18 protein-coding genes are annotated in these 24,056 nt (G+C 61.0%); 12 read left to right on the top strand and 6 right to left on the bottom strand.

What is annotated here, in order from left to right; genetic code table 11:
• Positions 1 to 14 precede the first annotated feature (14 nt).
• From U5A82_RS01335 to U5A82_RS01310, 6 genes are all read left to right on the top strand, one after another.
• The gene (locus U5A82_RS01335) at positions 15 to 563 is read left to right on the top strand and encodes an RNA polymerase sigma factor (RefSeq protein WP_326288053.1); all 549 of its coding nucleotides are present in this window, start codon (positions 15 to 17) and stop codon (positions 561 to 563) included.
• 70 nt (positions 564 to 633) lie between these two features.
• Positions 634 to 1,584, top strand: coding sequence for a FecR family protein (locus U5A82_RS01330; protein WP_326288052.1), 951 nt, complete (start codon positions 634 to 636; stop codon positions 1,582 to 1,584).
• 131 nt (positions 1,585 to 1,715) lie between these two features.
• Entirely contained in the window at positions 1,716 to 4,616 is a 2,901-nt protein-coding gene (locus tag U5A82_RS01325; RefSeq protein WP_326288050.1) for a TonB-dependent receptor, read from the top strand.
• Between the two features lie 55 nt (positions 4,617 to 4,671).
• Positions 4,672 to 8,103, top strand: coding sequence for a glycosyl hydrolase (locus U5A82_RS01320; protein WP_326288048.1), 3,432 nt, complete (start codon positions 4,672 to 4,674; stop codon positions 8,101 to 8,103).
• 52 nt (positions 8,104 to 8,155) lie between these two features.
• A complete protein-coding gene (locus U5A82_RS01315; protein WP_326288046.1) occupies positions 8,156 to 9,853 on the top strand; it encodes a sulfatase family protein in 1,698 nt (565 codons plus the stop codon).
• Positions 9,854 to 10,103: 250 nt separating this feature from the next.
• The gene (locus U5A82_RS01310; RefSeq protein ID WP_326288044.1) at positions 10,104 to 11,318 is read left to right on the top strand and encodes a chloride channel protein; all 1,215 of its coding nucleotides are present in this window, start codon (positions 10,104 to 10,106) and stop codon (positions 11,316 to 11,318) included.
• A gap of 332 nt (positions 11,319 to 11,650) precedes the next feature.
• On the opposite strand, the gene tnpC (U5A82_RS01305) is transcribed toward U5A82_RS01310, so the two are convergent.
• The 6 genes from tnpC (U5A82_RS01305) to tnpA (U5A82_RS01280) form a co-directional block, all read right to left on the bottom strand.
• A complete protein-coding gene (tnpC, locus tag U5A82_RS01305; protein ID WP_326288042.1) occupies positions 11,651 to 13,321 on the bottom strand; it encodes an IS66 family transposase in 1,671 nt (556 codons plus the stop codon).
• Positions 13,322 to 13,440: 119 nt separating this feature from the next.
• Positions 13,441 to 13,788: an IS66 family insertion sequence element accessory protein TnpB gene (gene tnpB, locus U5A82_RS01300; RefSeq protein ID WP_043149800.1), complete on the bottom strand. Its 348-nt coding sequence runs from the start codon at positions 13,786 to 13,788 to the stop codon at positions 13,441 to 13,443.
• A complete protein-coding gene (gene tnpA, locus U5A82_RS01295; RefSeq protein ID WP_326288038.1) occupies positions 13,785 to 14,144 on the bottom strand; it encodes an IS66-like element accessory protein TnpA in 360 nt (119 codons plus the stop codon). Before tnpA (U5A82_RS01295) ends, tnpB (U5A82_RS01300) begins: the two co-directional genes overlap by 4 nt.
• Positions 14,145 to 14,192: 48 nt before the next feature.
• The gene (gene tnpC, locus U5A82_RS01290; RefSeq protein ID WP_326288040.1) at positions 14,193 to 15,854 is read right to left on the bottom strand and encodes an IS66 family transposase; all 1,662 of its coding nucleotides are present in this window, start codon (positions 15,852 to 15,854) and stop codon (positions 14,193 to 14,195) included.
• A gap of 119 nt (positions 15,855 to 15,973) precedes the next feature.
• Positions 15,974 to 16,321: an IS66 family insertion sequence element accessory protein TnpB gene (tnpB, locus tag U5A82_RS01285; protein WP_043149800.1), complete on the bottom strand. Its 348-nt coding sequence runs from the start codon at positions 16,319 to 16,321 to the stop codon at positions 15,974 to 15,976.
• The gene (gene tnpA, locus U5A82_RS01280) at positions 16,318 to 16,677 is read right to left on the bottom strand and encodes an IS66-like element accessory protein TnpA (protein ID WP_326288038.1); all 360 of its coding nucleotides are present in this window, start codon (positions 16,675 to 16,677) and stop codon (positions 16,318 to 16,320) included. Before tnpA (U5A82_RS01280) ends, tnpB (U5A82_RS01285) begins: the two co-directional genes overlap by 4 nt.
• A gap of 390 nt (positions 16,678 to 17,067) precedes the next feature.
• Here tnpA (U5A82_RS01280) and U5A82_RS01275 point away from each other — a divergent pair, with 390 nt between their 5' ends.
• The 6 genes from U5A82_RS01275 to U5A82_RS01250 are packed head-to-tail and all read left to right on the top strand — an operon-like array spanning position 17,068 to position 24,029.
• Positions 17,068 to 18,090 (top strand): Gfo/Idh/MocA family protein, encoded by a 1,023-nt coding sequence (locus tag U5A82_RS01275; protein ID WP_326288037.1) that lies wholly within the window; start codon positions 17,068 to 17,070, stop codon positions 18,088 to 18,090.
• A gap of 24 nt (positions 18,091 to 18,114) precedes the next feature.
• Positions 18,115 to 19,236: a DegT/DnrJ/EryC1/StrS family aminotransferase gene (locus tag U5A82_RS01270; RefSeq protein WP_326288036.1), complete on the top strand. Its 1,122-nt coding sequence runs from the start codon at positions 18,115 to 18,117 to the stop codon at positions 19,234 to 19,236.
• Positions 19,229 to 20,890: a glycosyltransferase gene (locus U5A82_RS01265; protein WP_326288035.1), complete on the top strand. Its 1,662-nt coding sequence runs from the start codon at positions 19,229 to 19,231 to the stop codon at positions 20,888 to 20,890. The genes U5A82_RS01270 and U5A82_RS01265 overlap by 8 nt, the downstream gene beginning before the upstream one ends.
• Positions 20,880 to 21,878 (top strand): GNAT family N-acetyltransferase, encoded by a 999-nt coding sequence (locus U5A82_RS01260; protein WP_326288033.1) that lies wholly within the window; start codon positions 20,880 to 20,882, stop codon positions 21,876 to 21,878. The genes U5A82_RS01265 and U5A82_RS01260 overlap by 11 nt, the downstream gene beginning before the upstream one ends.
• Entirely contained in the window at positions 21,875 to 23,236 is a 1,362-nt protein-coding gene (locus tag U5A82_RS01255; protein WP_326288032.1) for an NAD(P)-binding protein, read from the top strand. Before U5A82_RS01260 ends, U5A82_RS01255 begins: the two co-directional genes overlap by 4 nt.
• The gene (locus U5A82_RS01250; protein WP_326288030.1) at positions 23,229 to 24,029 is read left to right on the top strand and encodes a class I SAM-dependent methyltransferase; all 801 of its coding nucleotides are present in this window, start codon (positions 23,229 to 23,231) and stop codon (positions 24,027 to 24,029) included. The genes U5A82_RS01255 and U5A82_RS01250 overlap by 8 nt, the downstream gene beginning before the upstream one ends.
• The last annotated feature ends 27 nt before the right edge of the window (positions 24,030 to 24,056 follow it).

The raw sequence follows: 24,056 nt of genomic DNA, 5'->3' as shown, positions 1-24,056 counted from the left end.
AGAAGGGCGAAGCTTTGGAGAACCAGGCGCTGGAGCAAAAGCACTCGGACAGAGCGCGCTACAGCTTGCTCAATCGGCTTGCTCGCCTCTATGCGCGTCCGTTGACCCGCTATTTCGAACGCCGCGTTACCAATCAACACGATGTGCCAGATCTTGTGCAGGACGTTTTTCTGCGGCTAAGCGCGCTGCCGGACCCGCTTTCGATCGAAAAGCCCGAACATTATCTGTTCGTGACGGCGGCGAGCAGCCTGCGCGACAAGGCAAGGCGCGACTCAGCCCGGCAGATTACGCAGCATCTGAGCCTGGACGAAAATATAGTGCCGGGTTCGGATATGACGCCGCTGCGCGTCTTGGAAGGTAGGGAAGCGATATCGCGGTTGCGGGAAGCCTTGCTGGCACTCCCAGAAAGATCGCGCGATATCTTCGTCCTGCGGGTTTTTGAGGAGTGCCGCATGAACGATATCGCTGCGGCTATTGGCATTTCCCGCCGTGCGGTGGAGAAACATTATGCGCGCGCGCTGGCTCATGTGATTCACGCGCTGGAGGATTGGCGTCATCGCTGAACATCTGAACGATTTGGATGCGGAGGCGGTGCATTGGCATGCACGCATGAATGATGCAGAATCCGCACATGTGTCGGCCGAATTCGATCGCTGGCGCGCCAATCCCGCTCATGACGCCGCCTATGCACGTGTCAAAGCTGGCCAGGACGCCGTCCGCGGCATGGCCGATGCGCCTGAAATCCTTTCGTTGCGCCAGCAGACTCTTGCACGGCTCGCATTGCGTGGCAAAGCGTCGGATCGCTCCGCAGGCGTAACGACCGTCGCTTTGCTGCTCGCGCTGGCGGTGGTCGTGATACCGATCTACACGCTTTATCGCTCGGCCAGTTCCGAACGGCCCGAATCTGTAAAATCGGCGCAAGTCGCTTTTCCCGATGCGCAGCAGTTTCAGACGGCAGTCGGCCAGAAACTGACGCTGGCCCTGGGCGATGGATCTCGTGTCACGCTAAACACGGCCAGTCGGATCAGGGTCGCTTATACAGCGTCGGAGCGCCGTGTGATGCTGGACGCTGGACAGGCCTGGTTCGAAGTTGCCAAGCAAAAGGACAGGCCTTTCCTTGTTTTTGCTGGCGGACAACGGGTGGAAGCCCATGGTACAGCCTTCGACGTGCGTATAAAGCAGGATGAAACGGAAATCATGCTGGCAGAGGGCAAGGTTTCTGTTCGACCAGCGCGGTCCACATCTGAGGCTGTCGATATCGCGATGGTTCCCCGGCAATTATTGATCGTGGGTCCGGCGGGCGCGACATTGCGCCCAGTAAAGAACCCGGCAGACTGGGCGGGTTGGCGCGAAGGCATTATCCGGTTTGATAATCTTCCCTTGTCTCAAGCCGTAGCGGAAATGAACCGCTATAGCGAAATGCAGCTAGTCTTGGCTGACGATAAGACTGCCCAGATCAAAGTTAGCGGCGCGTTCCATACCGGATCTTTTCAGGCCTTCACCGAAGCGCTCGCCATCGGCTTCCATGTCGAGAGCCGACCTGGCCAGCATGGCCGTATCATGCTGCGCCATGTTTCGCGCTGAGGTGGTGCTGGTTCGGTCGAACAGGTTTTTTCACAAATTTCTCATAGTCCGGTTCGCATACCGGCCTTCCCTGCGTCTTGGAGAATAAGGTCCCCAACAAAATGGGGCCGCACAAGTTTTGGGAGGGGTTGATGATCCGTTTTTCTGTGTCGTCCTTATTAGCTATCTCTGTCGCTACTGGCGCGACAATCGCCTCCGCGCAGGCCGAAGTCCGCTCACAGCAAGTTGCGGTGCGCATTGCAGCCTCCTCACTCGATCAGGGGCTGAACCAGTTCATCGTGCAGACCCGCCAGCAAATCCTTTACTCGCCCGGTCTGGTGCGCGGAAAGCGTGCCCGCCCGGTTTCAGGGCGCTATTCGCCTGACCAAGCCTTGTCCATCTTGCTGCAGGGATCGGGATTGCGCGGGCTGCGCACGCCGGGCGGCGCCTTCGTACTGGAAGCCGAGCAAGGCCGCGGGCAGGAGAATGCGGCGGGCGTCGGCACGGTGTCGGAGCGGGTATCGCAGGAAGCTCCCGCGCCTGCTGACATCGTCGTCACCGGAACGCTGAGTGCGCGGGCTCCTGTGTCCGTCGCGGTGTCGACACTTGATGCAGCGACGTTACAACAGTCCGTACCGGCAAGCGCTGCCGATCTATTGCGCAACGTACCGGGCGTCTTTGTGAACTCAGCCCTGGGTGAAGTACGCAACATTGTTTATTCGCGCGGCATCTCCGCCAACTCCACTGAAGCTGCAACCGGCTATTATTATGTCTCCATGCAGGAAGACGGTCTGCCGGTTACCAACGTCACGTTCAACAATTACACACCGGATTTTTTCTACCGTCAGGATTTGAGCCTGGAGCGGCTGGAAGCCCTGCGCGGCGGTACTGCGGTTGTGACTGGGCCTAATGCGCCAGGCGGAATCTTCAACTATATCTCGAAGACCGGGCGCGACAGCCCTGGCCTGGAAATGCGCACCCGCCTGGGGCTGGAAGGCGATGGCCGCAATCCCTATTATCGGTTTGACGCTCGTGCCGGCGGCCAGATCGGCGAGAATGCCCTCTATTATAGCGTCAGCGGCTTCTATCGATATAATAAGGGCGCCCGCGACAACGCCTATCCGATGAACCGGGGTGGCCAGGTCAAAGCCAATTTATTGTGGGATTATGGCGATGGATCAATCCTGCTTTATGGCAAATATCAGGACGATCATAACGCTTTCTATGAGTTCCAGCCTGGAAGAGACTTTAGCAATCCGCGCCTCGCGCAGGGTATATCCCGCTACGATTCCTTCCTGATCCCCGCTTCGCCGCACAACTATGTCGAGACCGTGAACGGGCCGACGAAGCAGTGGAACGGGCGCAATGTCGTCCACGCGACCGCGAAAGTTCTGGGCCTGAAGTTCGATCACAACTTCGACAGTGGATGGACGGTCCGCAACAACTTCAAGGTGAACTGGAACAAGGCGGATTATGACAGTTCCGCCTTGGCCTTCGCTCTGCCAATTACCGATGGCTTCACCAATACATTGTTGAACACCTCCGCGAATGGCGTATATTCATACCGCGACGTCGTGACTGGCCAATTGCTGGCGCAGGTCCGAAATGCGAACGGTGCACGCACGGTGCTGCTGAACAACCTGCCCAATCAGCAGGTCTTGCAGAACGCGATCATTACACAGACCGCCTTCAACTATAATCCGCGGGTCCGGGAGATCATGGACCAGTTCAGCATTTCCAAGAAGCTTGATCGCGGCAGCATCACGCTGGGCGCCTTCTTCTCCGACGCCAATGTCAACCAATATGGCGGCGGGGCCGGCTTCGGCGTGTCGACACTCCAAAATCAACCGCATATGCTCAACATCACGCTGACGACGCCAAACGGGGCCGTGCAGCAGGTGACGACGGCTGATGGCTTCGCCGGGATCGGACAACGTTTCGCGGGAACGCCGTTCCGCGGCAAGCAGCGGCAATTCTCTGTCTTCGGCGGTGCGGACTATGAGGTCGTGGATGGGCTGACGCTGGAGGGGGCGTTGCGATATGAATATATCCGCAACAAGGGTTCCAACGACGTAGCGATCGCCAATCCCCAATCGGGCAGCAGCAGCTATGGCGGCCTTGATGGCAATGTGGACACGCTCTACGACAATTTTGCCGTTACCTATCAGGCACCGTACGAATATCGCTTTAATCTCGATTTTCTCTCCTTCTCGACTGCGGCGACTTATAAGTTCGACGAAAGCAATTCTGTTTATGTCCGCTACTCGCAGGGTAAGAAAGCGCCCGACCTTGGCTTTTTCACCACTTATGACACACTGGCCGAACTACAGAATGTAACGCCCATTCCCCAGAAAATCCAACAGATCGAGGCCGGCTATCGCTTCCGCCGCGACTGGGTTCGCGCGACCCTCACCCCCTTCTACAGCAAGCTCAGCAATGTCGGGACCACGGCTTTTGGCAGCAATCCAGATGGCACTTCCTACGTTCCCGCACCATTGTTGTCGCAGACTATGACCTATGGTGTCGAGGTCGAAGCGGATGCCGATCTGGTCGATCGCCTCAACCTTCGCGTCGCGCTGACGCTGCAAAAGTCGAAGTCCAAGGATTTCGCCACTTATAATTTCGGTGCGCCCGGTCCCGCCGACGATACGATCATCCGGGTTCCGAACGGCAAGGCGGACAATGCCGCTGAAATCATGTCGACGTCTACCTTGCGCTATTCGCCGACGGACACCTTCTCCACCTTCCTGACCTGGCGCTATTTGGGAAAGCGGCCGGCCAACCGTTATAATGCCTTCAATCTGCCCGCCTATCATGAGGTGGACTTTGGCCTGAACTGGAACCTCAGCGAGAATTTGAGCGTCGGTGCGAACGTGAATAACCTGTTCAATTCCAAGGGCGTATTGTCTTGGGCACCTTCAGGCGCCCTGCTCACCGCGCTCAATCGGCAGACGCTCACGCCTGCGGCGGTTGCGGCCAATCCAGCCGCCCCCTTCAACATCCTGCTGAACCAGCCTCGCGCTTTTTTCGTCACCCTCGGCGCGAAATTCTGAGCCAGCCTGCCAGACAGGTGACGGCGCTTCGGCTCTGTCACCTGTCGATGGAGATATGATGGATCATTTCTCGACCTTGCATCGCAGGACGCTGCTCAAAGCGACTGCTGGTTTGGGCGCTGCGTTCGCCATGCCTGGCGGTACGCTCGCGGCGCCAGCCGAGGGTGAAGGGATCGAAGCTGGAGCAGGCCCTTGGGTCTATTGGTATTGGCTGGATGCCAACATTACACGCGAAGGCATCATAGCAGATCTCGATGCCATGTATGGCGCGGGCATTGCAGGTGCGATCATCTTCAACATCGGCGGGGTCAGTGAAGCGACGCTGATCGCGCCGCCGGTAGAATCACACAGTCCACAATGGTGGGAGATGGTGCGCCTTGCCACGATGCATGCGCGCGATCGCGGCATAACCATTGGGATGAACATGTGCGATGGATGGGGCACAGCGGGCGGAGCGTGGGTCACACCGGAAAAATCAGCGCAGCAAATCGTGTGGACGGTCAGCCACCTGTCGCACGACGCTGGCGCGACCTCGCTACCTCAGCCATTAGCCCGTGAGAACTACTATCGAGACGTCGCGAGCTTCGCCTTTCCCGTACCGGACGCCTGGCATGACGGCGGTTCCCGTTGCACCGGCGTATTGACAAGTTGGGCCATAGACCAGCCCGATCGCCTTCGTAACACCGGTCAGCCGGATAATGTCATCGACACGCAAGAGGCCGGCTGGATACAATATTCGTTCGATCGTCCTTTCGCGCTCGCTAGCGTTACAATCCGGAGCCAGTCGGTCGCAATCCTGCCCTTTCTCTCGCTGGGCTATAGTACGGCTGCAAACAGCTTGATCGTCCAGGCAAGCGATGATGGTCAATCATTCCATACGGTGCATCGCCTGCGCGCACCGCAACTGGGCTGGCAGGCGAACCTCGTCGAGCTGGACCATGCCATACCGCCCGTTCGCGCACGCTATTTCCGGTTCGTGCATGATCCGCAGAGCGTGCCTGTTTCCAGCGGCCATGATGGCCGTATGGCGGCAAGCCAAACTCTGCAACTGGCGTCGTTGACCCTTTCCGCACAGCCGGTGGTCGATTGCCGTCAAGTGCGATCGGGCGAGGCATGGGGATTTGCCGATCCCATAACGGAAGCGATGCTGCCAAGCCGTCATTGCGTGGCAATTAGCGACATCATTGACATTTCCGATCAAGTCTCGCCTTCCGGTGCTTGCCGCTGGCGCCCGTCTGATAAGAGGCGCTGGATGGTCGTGCGTGTGGGCGCGACGACAAATGGCAAGACCACATCACCCTCTGGACGCATGGGCGGGCTGGAATGTGACAAGTTCGATCCGCAAGCCGTGGCAATGCAGTTCGACCGCTGGTTTGGCGAAGCAATCCGCCGTGTCGGGCCTTCGCTGTCGCCGCAAATCCTCAAAACATTGCACATGGATAGTTGGGAGGGGCGCGGGCAGAATTGGTCTCCGCGCCTGTTAGAGGCTTTTAAGGAAAGACGAGGCTATGATGTAGGCCCGTTGCTGCTTGTTCTGGTCGGCATCCCCGTAAACGATGCCTTGACCGTCGATGGCTTCCTCACGGACTGGCGCAGGACGATCGGTGAACTCTTGCCCGAAAGCTTCTTCGGCACCATTGCGCGCCTGGCGCATCAGCATGATTGTCTGTTTTCCTCGGAACCTGCCAATGCCAGCTTTCCCAGCGATGGCTTGGCGATCTTCCGCGATGTCGACCTGCCATGCGGGGAGTTCTGGCATGCGCGCCATAATAGCGACAAGCCAAGCGACGTCATGGAAGCCGCTTCCGCCGCACAGGTGTATGGCAAGCAGATTGTCGGCGCGGAAGCATGGACCGGTGGGCTCGACTGGAGCGAGCATCCTTTCTCCTTCAAGCGGCAAGGCGACGAGAATTTCTGCCTTGGCGTCAATCGCATGATCCTGCACGTCTGGGCGCATCAGGCATTTCCAGATCGCAAGCCCGGCATAACCTTGTTCGGCCTTGGCGCTTTCTTCAGCCCCTCGCAGACCTGGTGGCCGATGGCGGGCGCATGGATCGGCTATCTGTCGCGTTGCCAGCATTGGCTGCAACAGGGGCGCATGGTCGCCGACCTTTGTTACTTCATGGGTGAAGACATTCCGGCGCGTGCTTATGTGAAGGACAATTTGGAACCAGCGCCGCCGCCCGGTCATGCCTTCACTTCCCTTAACGCGGACGCGCTCTGGACCCTGGCTTCGGTCAAGGACGGGCGGATCATACTGCCCAGCGGCGCTTCCTATGCGATGCTGGTAATACCGCCGGATTTGACCATCAGCCATCGCACTGCGGTGAAGCTGAACCAGCTGGTTGCGGAGGGCGCAACGCTGTTTGGCCCCAAACCGCGGCCACTTTCGAGCTTGCAGGAGCGGACGAAGCTGGAGGAAACGCTTAGGATCATCGACATCTTGTGGCCTGCCTCCAACGCCTCTTCGAGCCAGGTCAAGGTCCATCAAACCGGCGATCTCGCACATATTCTGGGCGACCTGGGTCTAGCACCAGCGATCGAGGGCGTTGTGCCTGAGCTTAGGTGGACGCACAGAATTACCCCTGAGCGTGACGTGTTTTTCCTGTCGAACCAAAGCGACAATAGTTTGGACCTCGATCTGCATTTGCGGACGACCGGAAGACAAATACGCATGATTGATCCGGTCGATGGCAGGGAGCATCTATTGCCCTCGCGACAGGCTCGTTTGGATGGAACGGCGGTACGCCTTTCTCTCGGCCCCGTGGCATCGGTTATCCTCATGGCCGATCATCGCGACACCAGCCCTCTCGTTGCCTCCACGGCGGCAGACATTTCGGCACTTGTGATCAGCCCAGATCGTCAGGGGGCGTTCGTCGATGTGACGGCGTCCGGACATTGGACGCTTTCCACGGGCGGCGGGCGCAGCCATTCCGTGCGCGTTGATGCCTTGCCTCCCCACCATATTCTTGGCGGTCCGTGGGACATCCGCTTCGACAACCAGCCGCGTTCGCACATGAAGCAGGTGACCGCTCTGCGATCCTGGACGCAGGAGACAGATGACGCGATCCGATTTCATTCGGGCACGGCCAGCTATGTGACGTGTTTCAAGCATCGATCATTGAAGGGATTGCGCTGGCTGCTGTCGATTGAGCAATGCGCCAACATCGCTGAGGTCACGGTGAACGGCCGGACGATGGGGACGATGTGGATCCCCGGTCGTCCGCTAGACATCAGCGAGGCGTTGGTCGACGGTCGCAATCGGCTTTCGATTAAAGTCGCCAATAGTTGGCGCAATCGCTTGATCGGCGACCGAAGGGCATCGCAGCCGCAAACCTGGATATTGCAGAACCGGCTCGGGCGTTCAGCGCCCCAATCTTTTACCGGGGACGAGCCGCTGTTACCCGCCGGGTTGATGGGAGAAATCAAGTTGATCCCGGTCGCACGACGAAAACTGGAGGACGCGAACCTCGCTCGACTTCCATGATCGACAGTTTCCCGACTTTGACGACTAGAAGGTATAGCCGATGTCGATGCGCATGACTCGAAAGCATTTTCTGCTCGGCATGACCGGCATGGCGGCAACACTGTCCGGTCAGGCGGCCGTTGCCCGACCGAAAACAGGCAAGCGGCCCAATATCCTGTTCGTGCTGGCGGACGAATGGCGAGCGCAGGCTTTCAACCATCGCGGCGACGTCAATGCCCGCACGCCGGCGTTGGATCGCTTCTGGCAAGAGGCAGTGAGCTTCGATCAGGCGGTAGCGGGCACGCCTGTCTGTTGCCCCGCTCGCGCATCACTGATGACGGGGGACCATGCACTCACGCATGGAGTCTATATCAACGATGTGCCGTTAGTGCCCCGTCATATCACCCTGGGCGAGGCGTTTGCCCAAGCTGGTTATCAAACTGGCTATATTGGCAAGTGGCATCTGCATGGCAGCCCGGAAGGACGTTATGAACGGCGCCTCGAACCCATCCCACCGGATAAGCGCTTCGGTTTCCAATATTGGAAGGCCGCCGAATGCACCCACGACTATAATCATTCAATCTATTATGCGGGCGACGACATCCGTCCGCGCTACTGGCAGGGCTATGATGCGATAGCGCAGACGGACGACGCACTGAATTTTATCGAAGCGCATCATGGCAAGGACGATCCCTATTTCCTTATGTTGTCGTGGGGGCCACCCCATTTTCCCTATTCCGCGCCCGAAGCCTATGACCGCCTCTATCGGGACAAGGATCTGGTCCTTCGCCCCAATGTGCCAGAAGCGGACCGGGCAAAGGCGATCGAGGAACTGCGTGGCTATTACGCCGCTATTGCGGCGTTGGACGACTGTTTCGCGCGGTTGATGCTATCCCTCGACCGTTTGGGCGCTGAGGACACGATCGTCATATTCGCGTCGGACCATGGCGAAATGGCATGGTCACAAGGGCTTGATTATAAGATCTATCCTTGGGAAGAATCCGTACGTGTTCCTTTCATGCTGCGCTATCCGCGCAAATTGGGCACCGGTTCCAAGCATATTGATGTGCCGCTTAATTCACCCGATGTGATGCCCACCTTGCTTGGCCTTGCGGGCGTGCCCGTGCCTGAAGGTTTACAGGGGCATGATTTTTCGCCGTCCCTGCTGGGACATACGGACAAGGCCGCGCCGACCAGTGCCTTTTTGAGCATGCCCGTCCCGATCACGACCGCGCGCACCCATGGGATCGACGCCTATCGAGGGGTGAGGACGGCGCGCCATACCTTTGTGCGATCGTTGCACGGACCTTGGCTGCTCTATGATAATCGCGACGATCCCTATCAGATGCGCAATCGCGTCGATGATCCCGCGATGGCCGCCACACGCAACGCTCTGGAGCGCGATCTGGACAGTTGGCTGACCCGGCTTGGCGATGATTTCCTGCCGCCGAGCGCCTATCTCCAACGCGATGGACTGAGCCATTTTTTCGAAACGCTCATGCCGGTCGGACGTCAGGCCAGCGCGTGGGGCGATTGGGCATCGACCCTTCCCGTGCCGGCGCGTCAAGGTCGTTCCATCGACACTGCCTTGAGGGATCTCCTATCCAATCCGGTGACGGCGGGTATCGTGGCGCGCGTGGCGCCTGGCCTGGTGAACGTAAGTGGTCGGCGAGGAGATATGTCGCCGAGGGCTCTGTCCGTCCTGGCCCCCAATGTGACTTCCCGAGAACAACTTCGGGCGCTGGAGAACGAGTTCGCGCAGCTACGTTAGACTGAGCTTTGGTAACTGGCGGAGTATCTGCCGCGCATCGGTACAGCTATGAAGCGCTCCGGCTTTTCAGGAGGCAGTTTTCATTGGGTGGACATGATGCGATGAAACACCCATGGGATTTTTTGACGCCCATTTATCGCACCAAAGCTGAGTTGTTATTCTTGTGAAGTCGCTGTCCATCTTGCTGCCCCGCCGCTTACGCGTACTCCTTCGTCGTCATGGCCCGGAGGCCTTGATATGGCGGCGGCGCGTGGCCTTCCTGGGTGGCGCAGTGCTGGTTGGACTGGTTGCCTTGCTGTTTGCGGATATCGCGGACAGGGCCAACACGCTTTTTCACGCTGTTTATAATCGATACCGGTGGCTACCGCTCATCGTAACGCCCCTCGGCTTTGCAGGCATTGTTTGGCTGACGAACCGCTTTGCGCCTCTCGCAAGAGGGTCAGGCATTCCACAGGTGATGGCGGCCACGAAAAATCCTGAAGCCGCCTTATCGACGTTCGTTTCAGCGCGTGCTGCTATCGCCAAATTCTTCCTGACAACGACCGCCCTACTGGTTGGCGCGTCGGTGGGACGCGAGGGGCCGACCGTTCAGATCGCTGCAGCGATCATGGGCCGGATGCACCGATTGATGCGCATTCCCATTCGGTCCTCGGTCTATATTGCAGGCGGCGCTGCCGGTGTCGCCGCGGCGTTCAACACGCCTCTTGCTGGCGTCGCCTTTGCTATCGAGGAACTGGCTGCAGCGTATGAGCAGCGCATGACGCTGCTGGTGATGGCTGCAGTCCTGATCGCGGGCATGGTAAGTTTGGGACTTGCCGGCGACTATATCTACTTCGGGGCGATGCGTCAGACGCTTGGCGTATCCCAAGCCATCATAGCCGCGCCGATCGCAGGCGTGGCAGGCGGTGTTGCCGGAGGTCTCTTTTCGCGGCTGATGCTTGCCGCCGGAACGACGTCGATCGCCCCTATGGCTTGGTTACGCGCGCACCCGGTGCTGTTTGCGCTTCTGTGCGGTCTTGTAGTTGCGGTTGTCGGCACCCTGACCGGATTGACTTGGGGGACAGGGTACGAAACTGCGCGAAGCATCGTCGAGGGCGATGCGGCTCCAGCCTGGTTCGGTGCTGCTAAATTTATGACTACGCTCGCCACTGCCGTTTCAGGACTGCCTGGAGGTATCTTCGCGCCCTCGCTGTCGATAGGCGCAGGCATTGGCGACTTGTTGCGCTCCATATTTCCGACCTACCCGCCGGGCACAATCGTTTTGCTGGGCATGGTGGCTTACTTTACAGGTGTCGTCAGAGCGCCGTTAACTGCAGTCATCATCATTTCAGAGACAACCGCAAGCCGAGGGCTTATGATGCCTCTCCTCGGTTCTGCACTTATTGCCGACTTTGCTGCCCAATCCGTTTGCAAGGACAAGCTCTATCACGGGCTTTCTCGCAGATTCCTGCGATCGGCAGAATAGGTTTCACGCAATTGTTGGCGCAGAAGATATCCTTCACCCCGAGCCGTATCTCGGCCCCGATCGATAAGTTCCTCTTTCATAATGTCTATCCTGTCCGCATTCATGGGAAGCGCTCAGCTATCTGATGCTTGAATGCTCGCTGTCAGCTTTCGCAGCGCGTGGTTGGCTTGAATGCAGCCCTGCTCAGGACCGTACGCATCCGATAGCCGCCGCGAGTTGTCGCGGTACCGTGGTTCAGGCGGCGATTTCTTCGGCGGCCTGCTGCTGAGCAGCTTTCCAATGCCAAGGGGTACGCATCCGATAGCCGCCGCGAGTTGTCGCGGTACCGTGGTTCAGGCGGCGATTTCTTCGGCGGCCTGCTGCTGAGCAGCTTTCCAATGCCAAGGGAGGAGTTCGTGAAGGCGGTTCTGTGGGATGTCGGCGATCCGGGCGAGGACGTCGGTGAACCAGGCGAGCGGATCAACGTCGTTGAGCCGAGCCGTGCCGAACAGGCTGAACATCATCGCGGCGCGCTGGCCGCCGCGATCTGAGCCCACAAACAACCAGGCTTTTCTTCCCCGAGCAACGCTGCGCAGTTGGCGTTCCGCGGCGTTGTTCGAGAGGCAGATCCGGCCATCGGCGAGGAATGTGGTGAAGCCCGCCCAGTCGTTCTGAAGGTAGGCGATGGCCTTGGCCACGACATCGTGACGAGAGAGCTTGCTGCGCGTCTCGTGCATCCATGCCTCCAGTTCGGCAACGATCGGAGCGGACAGCTCCTGGCGAACGGCCAGGCGCTCGGCGGAAGGCTTGCCGTTGATGTCGCGCTCGATGGCAAAGAGCCGATCAATGATCTCGAGCGCCTCGGTCGCCAGCGGCGAGATGAGCGGCGCGGTGCCCTTTTTCTTGTTGCGCTTGAGCTGCTGCCGGATGTCGACGAGCTTGAAGAATTCCCGGCGTGCATGAACCCAGCAATTTGCGCGCGTCATGGGCTTATCGGCCCAGCCTTCCTCGAACAGGGCATTGAAGCCGGCATACCTGTCGACCTGGAGAATACCGGTATAGCCGGCCAGGTGGGCGCGCGGATGCTCGCCCCTGCGATCGCTGGAGTAGTAGCACAGCGCCACTGGCGGCGCCGGGCCGCCGAACGGGCGATCGTCGCGCACATAGTCCCATATCCGCGCCACGCTGGTTTTCAGTTTGGCCAGAAGTGGAACGGTGGTGTCGTCGGCATGCAGGCGGTCAGCGGCGAGCCCATGAGCCTCCAGCAGCAGGAACAGGGGTTTCACCGCCACGCAGATCGCGCCGATCTGATCCGCGAGCGTCGAGAGGCTCAAGGGGATGCCTTCGGCCTCGAGCCGATCACGCTGGCTATTGAGGGGCTGGTGCAGACCGTACTTCTGGAAGGCCAGGTTTGCCAGGAAGTGCGGCCCGAACATCCCGCGCGGCGTCACGTGGAAGGGTGCCGGTGGGTGGCTGATCTTCTCGCACTTACGGCATGAGACCTTTTCCCGGACCGTCTGGATCACCTTGTGGCGGGCGGGAACTCTCTCGAGCGTTTCGGTGATCGCCGGGGGCAGATGGCTCAGATCGTCCGAGCCGCAGCACGGGCAAAGTTCTGGCGCCGGGATAACGACCTTCTCGCGCGGCACGTCGGCCGGGAAGTCGCGGCGGGTGGAACGCTTGCGGGTGAACGCTGCCACCGTGCTGGTCTTGTCGGCTGCAATTTGGCCAAGCAGTTCGGCCTCGCTGGCATTGGCCTCGAGTTCCTCGAAGGTGAGTTCGAGCTGACCCAGCAGACGCCGGCTGCGCTCGGAACTCGCGCCGTATTTGTCGCGGCGCATCGTCTCGTTCATCAGTTCGAGGTGGGCGTTGCGGGCCAGCAGATCAGCGTTGATCGCCCAAACTTTCGCGACCTCGGCCTCGGCTACGAACAGCTTTACCTGGGCCTGCTCGGCCCGCTCCCGAACGACGGCAACCTCAGCGCGAAGCTGGACGAGCTCGTCGGATGGGTCGCTTTCGGCCATGCTCTTTTATAGCACGAACTTGCCGAAAACCCCAGGATTTAAGCCAGTTTTCCAGCACATTTTGCCCGCCAAAGTACCCGGACAGGTGCGCTTTTTCTCACCTTGATTGACGCCGGGGATCAGCCAACCTGTGTCGGGCGCCAGGTCTCCTGAGGGTTACGCCAGTCTATGCCCTCGAGCAGGCAAGCCATCGCTGAAGCCGAGATCGCGACCGTCCCGTCCTTTGCGGCGGGCCACACAAAACGCCCTTTTTCCAGACGTTTTGCGTATAAGGACATCCCGAGGCCGTCATGCCACAGAATTTTGCAAAGCGACCCGCTCCGGCCCCGGAAGACATAAAGGTCACCAGCATGGACGTCCTTGTTCAGCGACTGCTGAACCTGCAAGGCCAGCGACCTCATTCCCCGGCGCATGTCTGTATGCCCTAGCGCGAGCCAGACCTTACCGCCGCTCGGGACCGGGATCATCGGATCAGCGCCTTCAGAACAGCAGCAGCCACATCCGGCGGCGCCGAGGCGAAGATGTTCACGCGTCGCCCGCCAGGCAAATCCACCACAACAGCTGGCGCAGATGACAACTGGTTGCCGTCTGCCTCGTCAAGCACGACAGCTTCGACGAAGCCGACCTCCGCCGGCGACGCAGCGGCCTGCACTTCAGCTTTGCGGCGCCAAGTGTAAACCAACGCCGTCGACACATCATACTGCCGGGCTATCCGTGCCACGCAGGCACCCGGTGAGAATGCCTCGGACAGAATCTTCGCCCGCTCGTCCTCACGCCAGCGTCGCCGACGCTCAGGCCCGCCGAAAACCGTGATCTGACCCACAAAACCGCTCCTACGACCGCTCTCAAGAGCGAACTTAAGAGCGGTCCATCACGCCCGGGGGAAGGCGACTCTCAACGGAGGCGTACGCCAAGGGAGGAGTTCGTGAAGGCGGTTCTGTGGGATGTCGGCGATCCGGGCGAGGACGTCGGTGAACCAGGCGAGCGGATCAACGTCGTTGAGCCGAGCCGTGCCGAACAGGCTGAACATCATCGCGGCGCGCTGGCCGCCGCGATCTGAGCCCACAAACAACCAGGCTTTTCTTCCCCGAGCAACGCTGCGCAGTTGGCGTTCCGCGGCGTTGTTCGAGAGGCAGATCCGGCCATCGGCGAGGAATGTGGTGAAGCCCGCCCAGTCGTTCTGAAGGTAGGCGATGGCCTTGGCCACGACATCGTGACGAGAGAGCTTGCTGCGCGTCTCGTGCATCCATGCCTCCAGTTCGGCAACGATCGGAGCGGACAGCTCCTGGCGAACGGCCAGGCGCTCGGCGGAAGGCTTGCCGTTGATGTCGCGCTCGATGGCAAAGAGCCGATCAATGATCTCGAGCGCCTCGGTCGCCAGCGGCGAGATGAGCGGCGCGGTGCCCTTTTTCTTGTTGCGCTTGAGCTGCTGCCGGATGTCGACGAGCTTGAAGAATTCCCGGCGTGCATGAACCCAGCAATTTGCGCGCGTCATGGGCTTATCGGCCCAGCCTTCCTCGAACAGGGCATTGAAGCCGGCATACCTGTCGACCTGGAGAATACCGGTATAGCCGGCCAGGTGGGCGCGCGGATGCTCGCCCCTGCGATCGCTGGAGTAGTAGCACAGCGCCACTGGCGGCGCCGGGCCGCCGAACGGGCGATCGTCGCGCACATAGTCCCATATCCGCGCCACGCTGGTTTTCAGTTTGGCCAGAAGTGGAACGGTGGTGTCGTCGGCATGCAGGCGGTCAGCGGCGAGCCCATGAGCCTCCAGCAGCAGGAACAGGGGTTTCACCGCCACGCAGATCGCGCCGATCTGATCCGCGAGCGTCGAGAGGCTCAAGGGGATGCCTTCGGCCTCGAGCCGATCACGCTGGCTATTGAGGGGCTGGTGCAGACCGTACTTCTGGAAGGCCAGGTTTGCCAGGAAGTGCGGCCCGAACATCCCGCGCGGCGTCACGTGGAAGGGTGCCGGTGGGTGGCTGATCTTCTCGCACTTACGGCATGAGACCTTTTCCCGGACCGTCTGGATCACCTTGTGGCGGGCGGGAACTCTCTCGAGCGTTTCGGTGATCGCCGGGGGCAGATGGCTCAGATCGTCCGAGCCGCAGCACGGGCAAAGTTCTGGCGCCGGGATAACGACCTTCTCGCGCGGCACGTCGGCCGGGAAGTCGCGGCGGGTGGAACGCTTGCGGGTGAACGCTGCCACCGTGCTGGTCTTGTCGGCTGCAATTTGGCCAAGCAGTTCGGCCTCGCTGGCATTGGCCTCGAGTTCCTCGAAGGTGAGTTCGAGCTGACCCAGCAGACGCCGGCTGCGCTCGGAACTCGCGCCGTATTTGTCGCGGCGCATCGTCTCGTTCATCAGTTCGAGGTGGGCGTTGCGGGCCAGCAGATCAGCGTTGATCGCCCAAACTTTCGCGACCTCGGCCTCGGCTACGAACAGCTTTACCTGGGCCTGCTCGGCCCGCTCCCGAACGACGGCAACCTCAGCGCGAAGCTGGACGAGCTCGTCGGATGGGTCGCTTTCGGCCATGCTCTTTTATAGCACGAACTTGCCGAAAACCCCAGGATTTAAGCCAGTTTTCCAGCACATTTTGCCCGCCAAAGTACCCGGACAGGTGCGCTTTTTCTCACCTTGATTGACGCCGGGGATCAGCCAACCTGTGTCGGGCGCCAGGTCTCCTGAGGGTTACGCCAGTCTATGCCCTCGAGCAGGCAAGCCATCGCTGAAGCCGAGATCGCGACCGTCCCGTCCTTTGCGGCGGGCCACACAAAACGCCCTTTTTCCAGACGTTTTGCGTATAAGGACATCCCGAGGCCGTCATGCCACAGAATTTTGCAAAGCGACCCGCTCCGGCCCCGGAAGACATAAAGGTCACCAGCATGGACGTCCTTGTTCAGCGACTGCTGAACCTGCAAGGCCAGCGACCTCATTCCCCGGCGCATGTCTGTATGCCCTAGCGCGAGCCAGACCTTACCGCCGCTCGGGACCGGGATCATCGGATCAGCGCCTTCAGAACAGCAGCAGCCACATCCGGCGGCGCCGAGGCGAAGATGTTCACGCGTCGCCCGCCAGGCAAATCCACCACAACAGCTGGCGCAGATGACAACTGGTTGCCGTCTGCCTCGTCAAGCACGACAGCTTCGACGAAGCCGACCTCCGCCGGCGACGCAGCGGCCTGCACTTCAGCTTTGCGGCGCCAAGTGTAAACCAACGCCGTCGACACATCATACTGCCGGGCTATCCGTGCCACGCAGGCACCCGGTGAGAATGCCTCGGACAGAATCTTCGCCCGCTCGTCCTCACGCCAGCGTCGCCGACGCTCAGGCCCGCCGAAAACCGTGATCTGACCCACAAAACCGCTCCTACGACCGCTCTCAAGAGCGAACTTAAGAGCGGTCCATCACGCCCGGGGGAAGGCGACTCTCAACGGAGGCGTACTCAGGACCGGAGCTTGGCGCTTGAGCACGTGGCGCAAGCACCCGGCTATTCCGATTCGCCGACGCTCAATCGTGCCTTCAAGACCTGGACCGGATTGCCACCATGTCGCTTTGTCAGCGGCATTTATCGGTAGGGCCATGTCAACACACACGGGTTACGCCTTTGAGGCCGATGTCCGCCGTTCCGGCGTTTCCTTGCCTCAGTCGTTCCCCAATAAACCATTTATTAACCATGGACGTCGACATTGCGCTATTGGGGTCGACAGGCTGTGGCGATCGCAGGGGTGAAGGAATCTATGCTCAACGTGGCTTTGTTCGGAATGGGATATTGGGGTCGGAACATATTCCGCGTCCTGTCGAACAATCCGCATCTGGCACTCAAAGCCGTGGTCGACTTGCGGCCGGGGCTGCGCGATGAACTGGCGCTGTCGCATCCGAAACTGGCGGTGCATAATGATCCGGCGGCAGTGATGGCCGATCCCGCGATCGATGTCATAGTGATCGCGACACCAGTCGCGTCGCACTATAGCATAGCGCGCTCGGCGCTGGACGCGGGCAAACATGTGATGATGGAAAAACCGATGTGCGGGTCGGTAGATGAGGCCGCCGACCTGATCGCCCGCGCGGAGAAGCGCGGACTGACGCTTATGGTCGATCATACCTTCCTGTTCCATCCCGCCGTGATGCAATTGGGGCAGCTGGTCCATGGCGGCGCACTGGGCCGCATCTCCTATTTCGACAGTCAGCGTGTCAATCTCGGCCTGTTTCAGCCGGATGTGAACGTCGTGTGGGATCTCGCCCCCCATGACCTGTCGATCATCACCTATCTATTTGGCTGCGAGCCGATCGATGTCGAGGCATCGGGCTATCGGCATTTCGGACATGGATCGGCGGACATCGCCTATCTGACGCTGCATTATCCCGGCAATCTCATCGCCCATTTGAACTTGAGCTGGATGTCGCCGGTGAAGGTCCGGCGCATCGCCATCGGTGGCAGTGAGCAAATGGTGGTGTGGGACGACCTTAATCGCGACGAGCCGATCAAGATCTACGACAGCGGCATCGCCTTCCAGCCGCAGCATGAGCGCGGCGATCTGCTGCCCAGCTATCGCATCGGCTCCGTCACCTCGCCCCGCGTCGCCGGACCGGAACCGCTGGTCGCGGTGGTCGAGCATTTCCGCCGCGTCATCCTGGGCCAGGAGCGGTGCCGGACCGACGGGCATTTCGGCCTGTCGATCGTGAAGACATTGGAGATGGCGCAGGCCCGGCTCGACGCCAGCCTGCGACGAGTGGATGCCATCGTCGCGCCGGTCAAGAAGATCGCCTGATCCGGCGTTCGGGAGTTGGACATCATGCCATCAGCCACGGTGCCTTTCATGGACCTGTCCCCCCAATGGGACCGCATCCGCGACGCCGTGATGCCGGACATGGAGCGCCTTTTCGCCGCTAGCGCCTTTTGCCTGGGTGACTGGGTTTCGGATTTCGAAGCGAGGATCGGCGACTATCTGGGCGCTGCCCATGCCGTCGCCGTCAGCAGCGGCAGCGCGGCGCTGCACCTGGCGGTGGTCGCCGGTGGGATCGGCAGGGGCGACAAGGTTTTGGTTCCTTCCAACACCTTCGTCGGCACCGTCTGGGGCCTGATCTATGCGGGCGCGGTGCCGATTTTCTGTGATGTCGAGTCCGCAACCGGGACCATCGACATGGCCGACACGGCGCTGCGGATGGAAGAGGGCGTGCGGGCGATCATCCCCGTGCATCTCTATGGCCAGCCCGCCGACATGGACGCGGTCGCATCCTTCGCGCGCGAGCATGACCTGATGGTGATCGAAGATGCTGCGCAGGCGATTGGCGCGCGCCATGGCGGCCGAGCCGTTGGCACAATTGGTCGCATGGGATGCTTCAGTTTCTATCCGGGCAAGAATCTGGGCGGCGCGGGCGAAGGCGGCTTGATCATCACTGACGATGCGGAGGATGCGGCCTTACTCCGCGCCTTGCGCGATCATGGCCAAAGCCAGCGCTATGTTCACGATCGGGTCGGCTTCAACTATCGCATGGATGGCATCCAGGGGCTGGTGCTGGGGCACAAGCTGCCGCTACTGGATGAATGGACCGATCAGCGGCGGATGCTGGCGGCGCGCTATCAGCTCGCTTTCGCGGGCCTCCCGCTCAATCTGCCCACCGTCGTCCATTACGACCATGTCTTCCATCTCTATGTCGTGCGAAGCGAAACAAGCGAGGCGCTGCGCGCGCATCTGGCGGACAACGGCATCGCTACCGGGCGGCATTATCCCATTCCCCTGCACCGTCAGCCTTGTTTCGCCGATCTGCCCACGCCCATACGCGGCTTCCCGGTGACCGAAGATTTCGCGGCCAATGGCATCAGCCTGCCGCTCTTTGCCGGGATGACCATCGATCAACAGGACCGCGTGATCAACGCGGTCACCGCGTTTTTTCAGAAGGATCCCTATGGCTGACCCTCGCCCTCGCCGCCGTGCCTTGTGCGTGCGCCCGCAGGTGAACGCCGATGCCGCGCCCTTCCTGCGCGCCATTTCCGACGAATGGGTCCATGCGCTTGCTCTGCATTGCGACGTCAGTACGATCGAAGGGGATTTCGATTTCGAAGAAGTCTGCGGCCGGGTTCGGCCCGATTTCGTCATCTACGACGCCGTGCACTGGGTCCGACCCATCCGTACGCGCGTAAAGAATGCCCTTGCCTATCCGCACATCCCGCGCGCCTTCTTCTTCAATTGCGATCCCCATGATCCGGCGCGGCCGCATATCCTGCGGGCGCTGGCCGACTATGGCGCGGACACGGTATTCTGCGGGATCGAACATTTGCAGCAGATGCCGGAACTCGCCCGCTATGATTGCTTCGTCATCCCGCTGTTTATCGACGACACCGTCTTCCGCGACCATCAACTGGAAAAAACGATTCCGGTCAGCATATTCGGCGGTCATCTTTACCCGTCCTTCTATCCCTGGCGGGCGAAGATCACCGAGGAAATGCCGCATCACATTCCGACGCTGATCTACCCGCATCCGGGCTATGCTGCGGGCACCGTCAACCCGTTCGAGGCGCGGGATGAGAAATATGCGCGACTGCTGTCCGCGTCGCACTATGCCATCGCCGACACCACCCGGCTGGACTATGTCGTGCGCAAGCATCTGGAGATACCGGCGGCCGGCGCAGTGCTGGTCGCGCCCGATTCCGAGACGGTGAAGGCCCTCGGTTTCGTGGATATGGAAAATTGCCTGCTGGGGGAGGGGCCGGACCTGTACCAGCGGATGAAGGACGTATCGGCCGACCCCGCGCATTATGAGCGCATCCGCAAGGCTGGGCACGATCTGGTTCACGGGCGCTATACGCGGGCGCACTGGACGCATATCCTCGATTGGTTCGAATGCCGCGCGACCTGCGCCGCCGATGAGGTGCCGCAGCAGACCGAGCGGTTCGGCCGCTTCCGCAAGGTGTCTGCGGCGGGCTGCGGGTCGTCCATCGCGGACCTGACGATCCCGCACACGCCGATGTCGGCGATATTGGAAGACGCGACGGTCGCCATCCTGACCGACGGGGACCGGTCCGGCGCGCAGCGGCGGTTGGCGCAGTCGCTTGAATGGATCGGCCATATCGCCGAGCCGCGCTTCCTGAGCGGCGTGATTGCGATGCTGGACGGCGACCTGGATGAAGCGGCGCGCCTCATAAGCTGGCGCGCGGGCGTAGAGGTCGGCGGCACGCCAGCCGCACCCCTCTACAGCTTCGGGTTGATGGACCCGTGTGAGCTGGCCTGGATGCTGCTGATCTGCGGTATCCGCAACGATCAGCCGATGTGCGCGGCGTTGCTGGAACTGGTGCCGGAAACACCCCATGTCGCCGTTCGGCGCGCGCTCTGGCTGCTGTCGGGATCCCCGCATGACGTGCATTTCGGGGAAGAAGGGCTGATGGAGGCGCGGTCAGGCGACTGGCCGTCGATCCACTGGCTGGGACAGGAAAGCTTTCCCGACTGGCTGCGCCTGACTGCGCGCATGCTTCACGCGAACGGACAGGAAGGTCCGGCTGGCCATCTATCGGCTATTGCGGGCGCGTTCGACGAGGAGCAGCCGGACGAGGCCATGGGTCATGTCGCATAGCATCGCACTCCACGACGCGCGGCATGATGCGCTGTGGGATGATCTGATCGGACGGAGCAACGGCGGAACGGTGATGCATAGCCGCCGGTTCCTGGCCTATCACGGCGACCGTTTTCAGGATGAAAGCCTGTGCGTCTGGCGAGAAGCCGACGTTCGGCTGCAAGCCGTGCTACCCCTCGCCCGCTCGCCCGTCGAGGCGGACGTGGCCGTGTCGCATCCTGGCAGTACATTCGGCGGGCTGATTGAGGACCGGATCGATCCCGCCACTCGCGCCGGCCTGCTTTCAGATATTGCGCGGCTGCTCCTTGACCGGGGCTATCGCCGGATGATCTACAAAAGCGTGCCGGCGATCTTCGGCGGCCAGTTTGACGAGAGCGACCTTCGCCTCTTGATGCGCGTCGGCACGGTGCGGCGCAGCGACCTTTGGAACTTCGTGCGGCTGGAGCAGGATCATCGCATGTCGCCCAAGCGGCGGGCGTCCATCACGGCGGCGGCGCGCAAGGGCGTGGCCGTGCGGCAAACAGAAAGCGAGGCGGACTGGATCGCTTTCCATAACCTGTTGTCGGCCAATCTGGCGTCACGGCATGATGCCGTGCCCGTGCACAGCCTGGCCGACATGCTGTCGCTGCGCGATCGGATCGTGGGGGAAAATGCGCTGTGGCTGGCTATCGGGCCAGACGGGGACATGATCGCCGGAACATGGTACATCGCCTATAATCATCGCGCCGTGCACACCCAATATATCGCGTCCAACGAACGGGGCCGGGCCATGGGCGCGGTGGATTATCTGCTGAGCGCCGTGATGGAGCAGGCGAAGGCCGACGGATGCAGAGTATTTTCGTTCGGTATCAACAGTTTGTCGGATGGTTATGGGGTCAATACTGGCTTGCTGAAACAGAAATTGCGGTTCGGCGCGGGCGTCTGCGTGCACTGGCATTTTGACGTGGATCTCGCCCTGCTCGCACGCGTGGACGCGGGTTTCGCATGACGGCGCTCGCCATCATCGGCGGCGGTATCGCGGGCCTTGTCGGCGCGGCGCTGGCCCATGCGCGCGGGCGGGATGTGGCCGTGATCGAAGCGAGCAAGGGCGTCGGCGGCCTGTGGCACTCGACCAAGGTAGAGTTGGGTGGCTACTCCTTTATACTGGACGCGGGCTTGCGGTTGCCGGTGGCGACCGGCGATGCGCGGCTGGACGGGTTGCTCTTCCATCGTCCGGACTTTGCCTTCGACTGGTCCCATTTGGATGGTTGGCCCCGTGAAGGGGCCATCACCGCTGGTCGCTTCAATCCGGAAAATTCCTGCCTGGACGCCACTATGCTGGGCGAGGCGCTACACGGCGTGATTGCAGAGATGCGCGGGGCGAGGCAAGGGGACGAGGCTCCTGCATCCGCGCTGGATTATGCTGTTGGCCACTATGGTCCGACCTTGGCTCATGGCCTGATCCAGGACGCCGTGCACGGTCTGTTTGGCAGGGCATTGGCTGAATTAGACGCAAAGGCGGTGCAGTGGTTCGTGCCGCGACGGATCATCCTGGGCGACAGTGCGGCGACTGCCGCACTGCTGGAGGATCCCGCCCTGTCCGGCCGGGTCGCCCATGCGCGTCATGCCGACCTGCCTGCAGGGGCCAACCGCCCCTTCCTGCGACCAAGCGCAGGCGGCATATCGACATGGATCGATGCCCTGCATGCCAGCCTGGCACACGCGGGTGTGCGCTTCATTCTGGAAGATGGACTGGACCGGATCGTTGCCGACCATGGCCGAGTCCGCGCGATCATCCTGCGGTCCGGCGAGCGACTGGACATCGACCAACTGCTCTGCACGACGGCCCCCTCGCGCATCGCGGAGGCGGTGGGACTGGCGGTGCCCCCTTCGCCGCTATTTCGCCAGTTGCGCATATCGCATGTCCTGATCGACGGTGCGCCCGGCCATCAGGCAAGCTATTGCCTGAACTTCAACCGCGACGCCCGTTTCTTCCGCGCGATCTTCCACCGCCATCCGGGCGAACTGCCTTTAGGCCTGCACGTCGTCAGCTTCGAACATCTGGTCGCAGATGGCGATCGGCGCGATCTGGCGGCGGCGGAGGCCGTCGCCGAATGCGCAAGCGCAGGGGCCTTGCCAGTGGACGCGCGGATCATCGATGAGAGCAGCACCGACTATCGAAACAGCGTGCCGGTCGCGACCCTTGGCGACAGTCGCGCGGCTGCGAAACTCCGCGAGACGCTGTGCTCCTTTACCAACCTGCATTTTGCCGGACGCTCTGCGGGCGGGGCGCCGTTCCTGGACCAGATCATCCGCGAAATCGACCGGACCCTCGACGCCATGGCGGGAGCCTATACCCATGACTGACGCCGCTACCACCGCCGCCAAGCTGATGGGCGCGGACGATTATGCCGAAACCTATCTTATCGACATGGATTTCGAGCGGCACCTGATCACTGCGCGACAGGACCGGTGCCTTGAATTCCTGGCCGCATGCCAGCCCGCAACGCTGCTGGAAGTGGGATGCGGCCCCGACCTGCTGATCGATCGCCTGGATCTTGCGGCTTCGTCCATCGTGCAGTGGATGGTCGTTGAGCCGTCCTTCTATGCCGACAAAATCGCGGAAAGGATGGCCGATTGTCCGAACTTAAGGCTGACCCGCGGTTATCTGGAGGATCGGGTGGACGCGCTGCGTGCGGTCGCGCCGGATCGTTATGATGCGGTCCTTCTGTCCGGCCTATTGCATGAGACGGCCAATCCGCAGGCGATGCTGAGCGCCGCCCATGCGCTGCTCGCACCGGAGGGGCATCTGTTCGTCAGCGTCCCCAATGCTCTGTCCTTCCATCGCCTGCTGGGAGTCGAGATGGGCCTGCTGCGTAGCCCCGCAGGCCTGTCCGACCGCAACGTCAAACTCGGCCAACCCCTGGTCTTCGACCGGCTGATACTGGAGGACATGGTCGAGAAGGCAGGCTTCGAGGATCTGCATTTTTCGGGCTATATGTTCAAGCCCTTTGCGAACGACCAGATGGCGCAGGTGATCAATATGATCGGCGACGATATGGTCGGCGGGCTGAACCGACTGGGCGCCGCTTTCCCCGAGCATGCCGCCGAGATCGCGGTCGTCGCGCGAAAGCGGCCGACCGCGCCAAGACAATCTTAACCATCTTTTATCGGTCGGCCCCTTAGT

Source organism: Sphingobium sp. CR2-8, from assembly GCF_035818615.1.
GTDB lineage: Bacteria > Pseudomonadota > Alphaproteobacteria > Sphingomonadales > Sphingomonadaceae > Sphingobium.
This window is presented reverse-complemented; position numbering and strand designations above follow the sequence as displayed.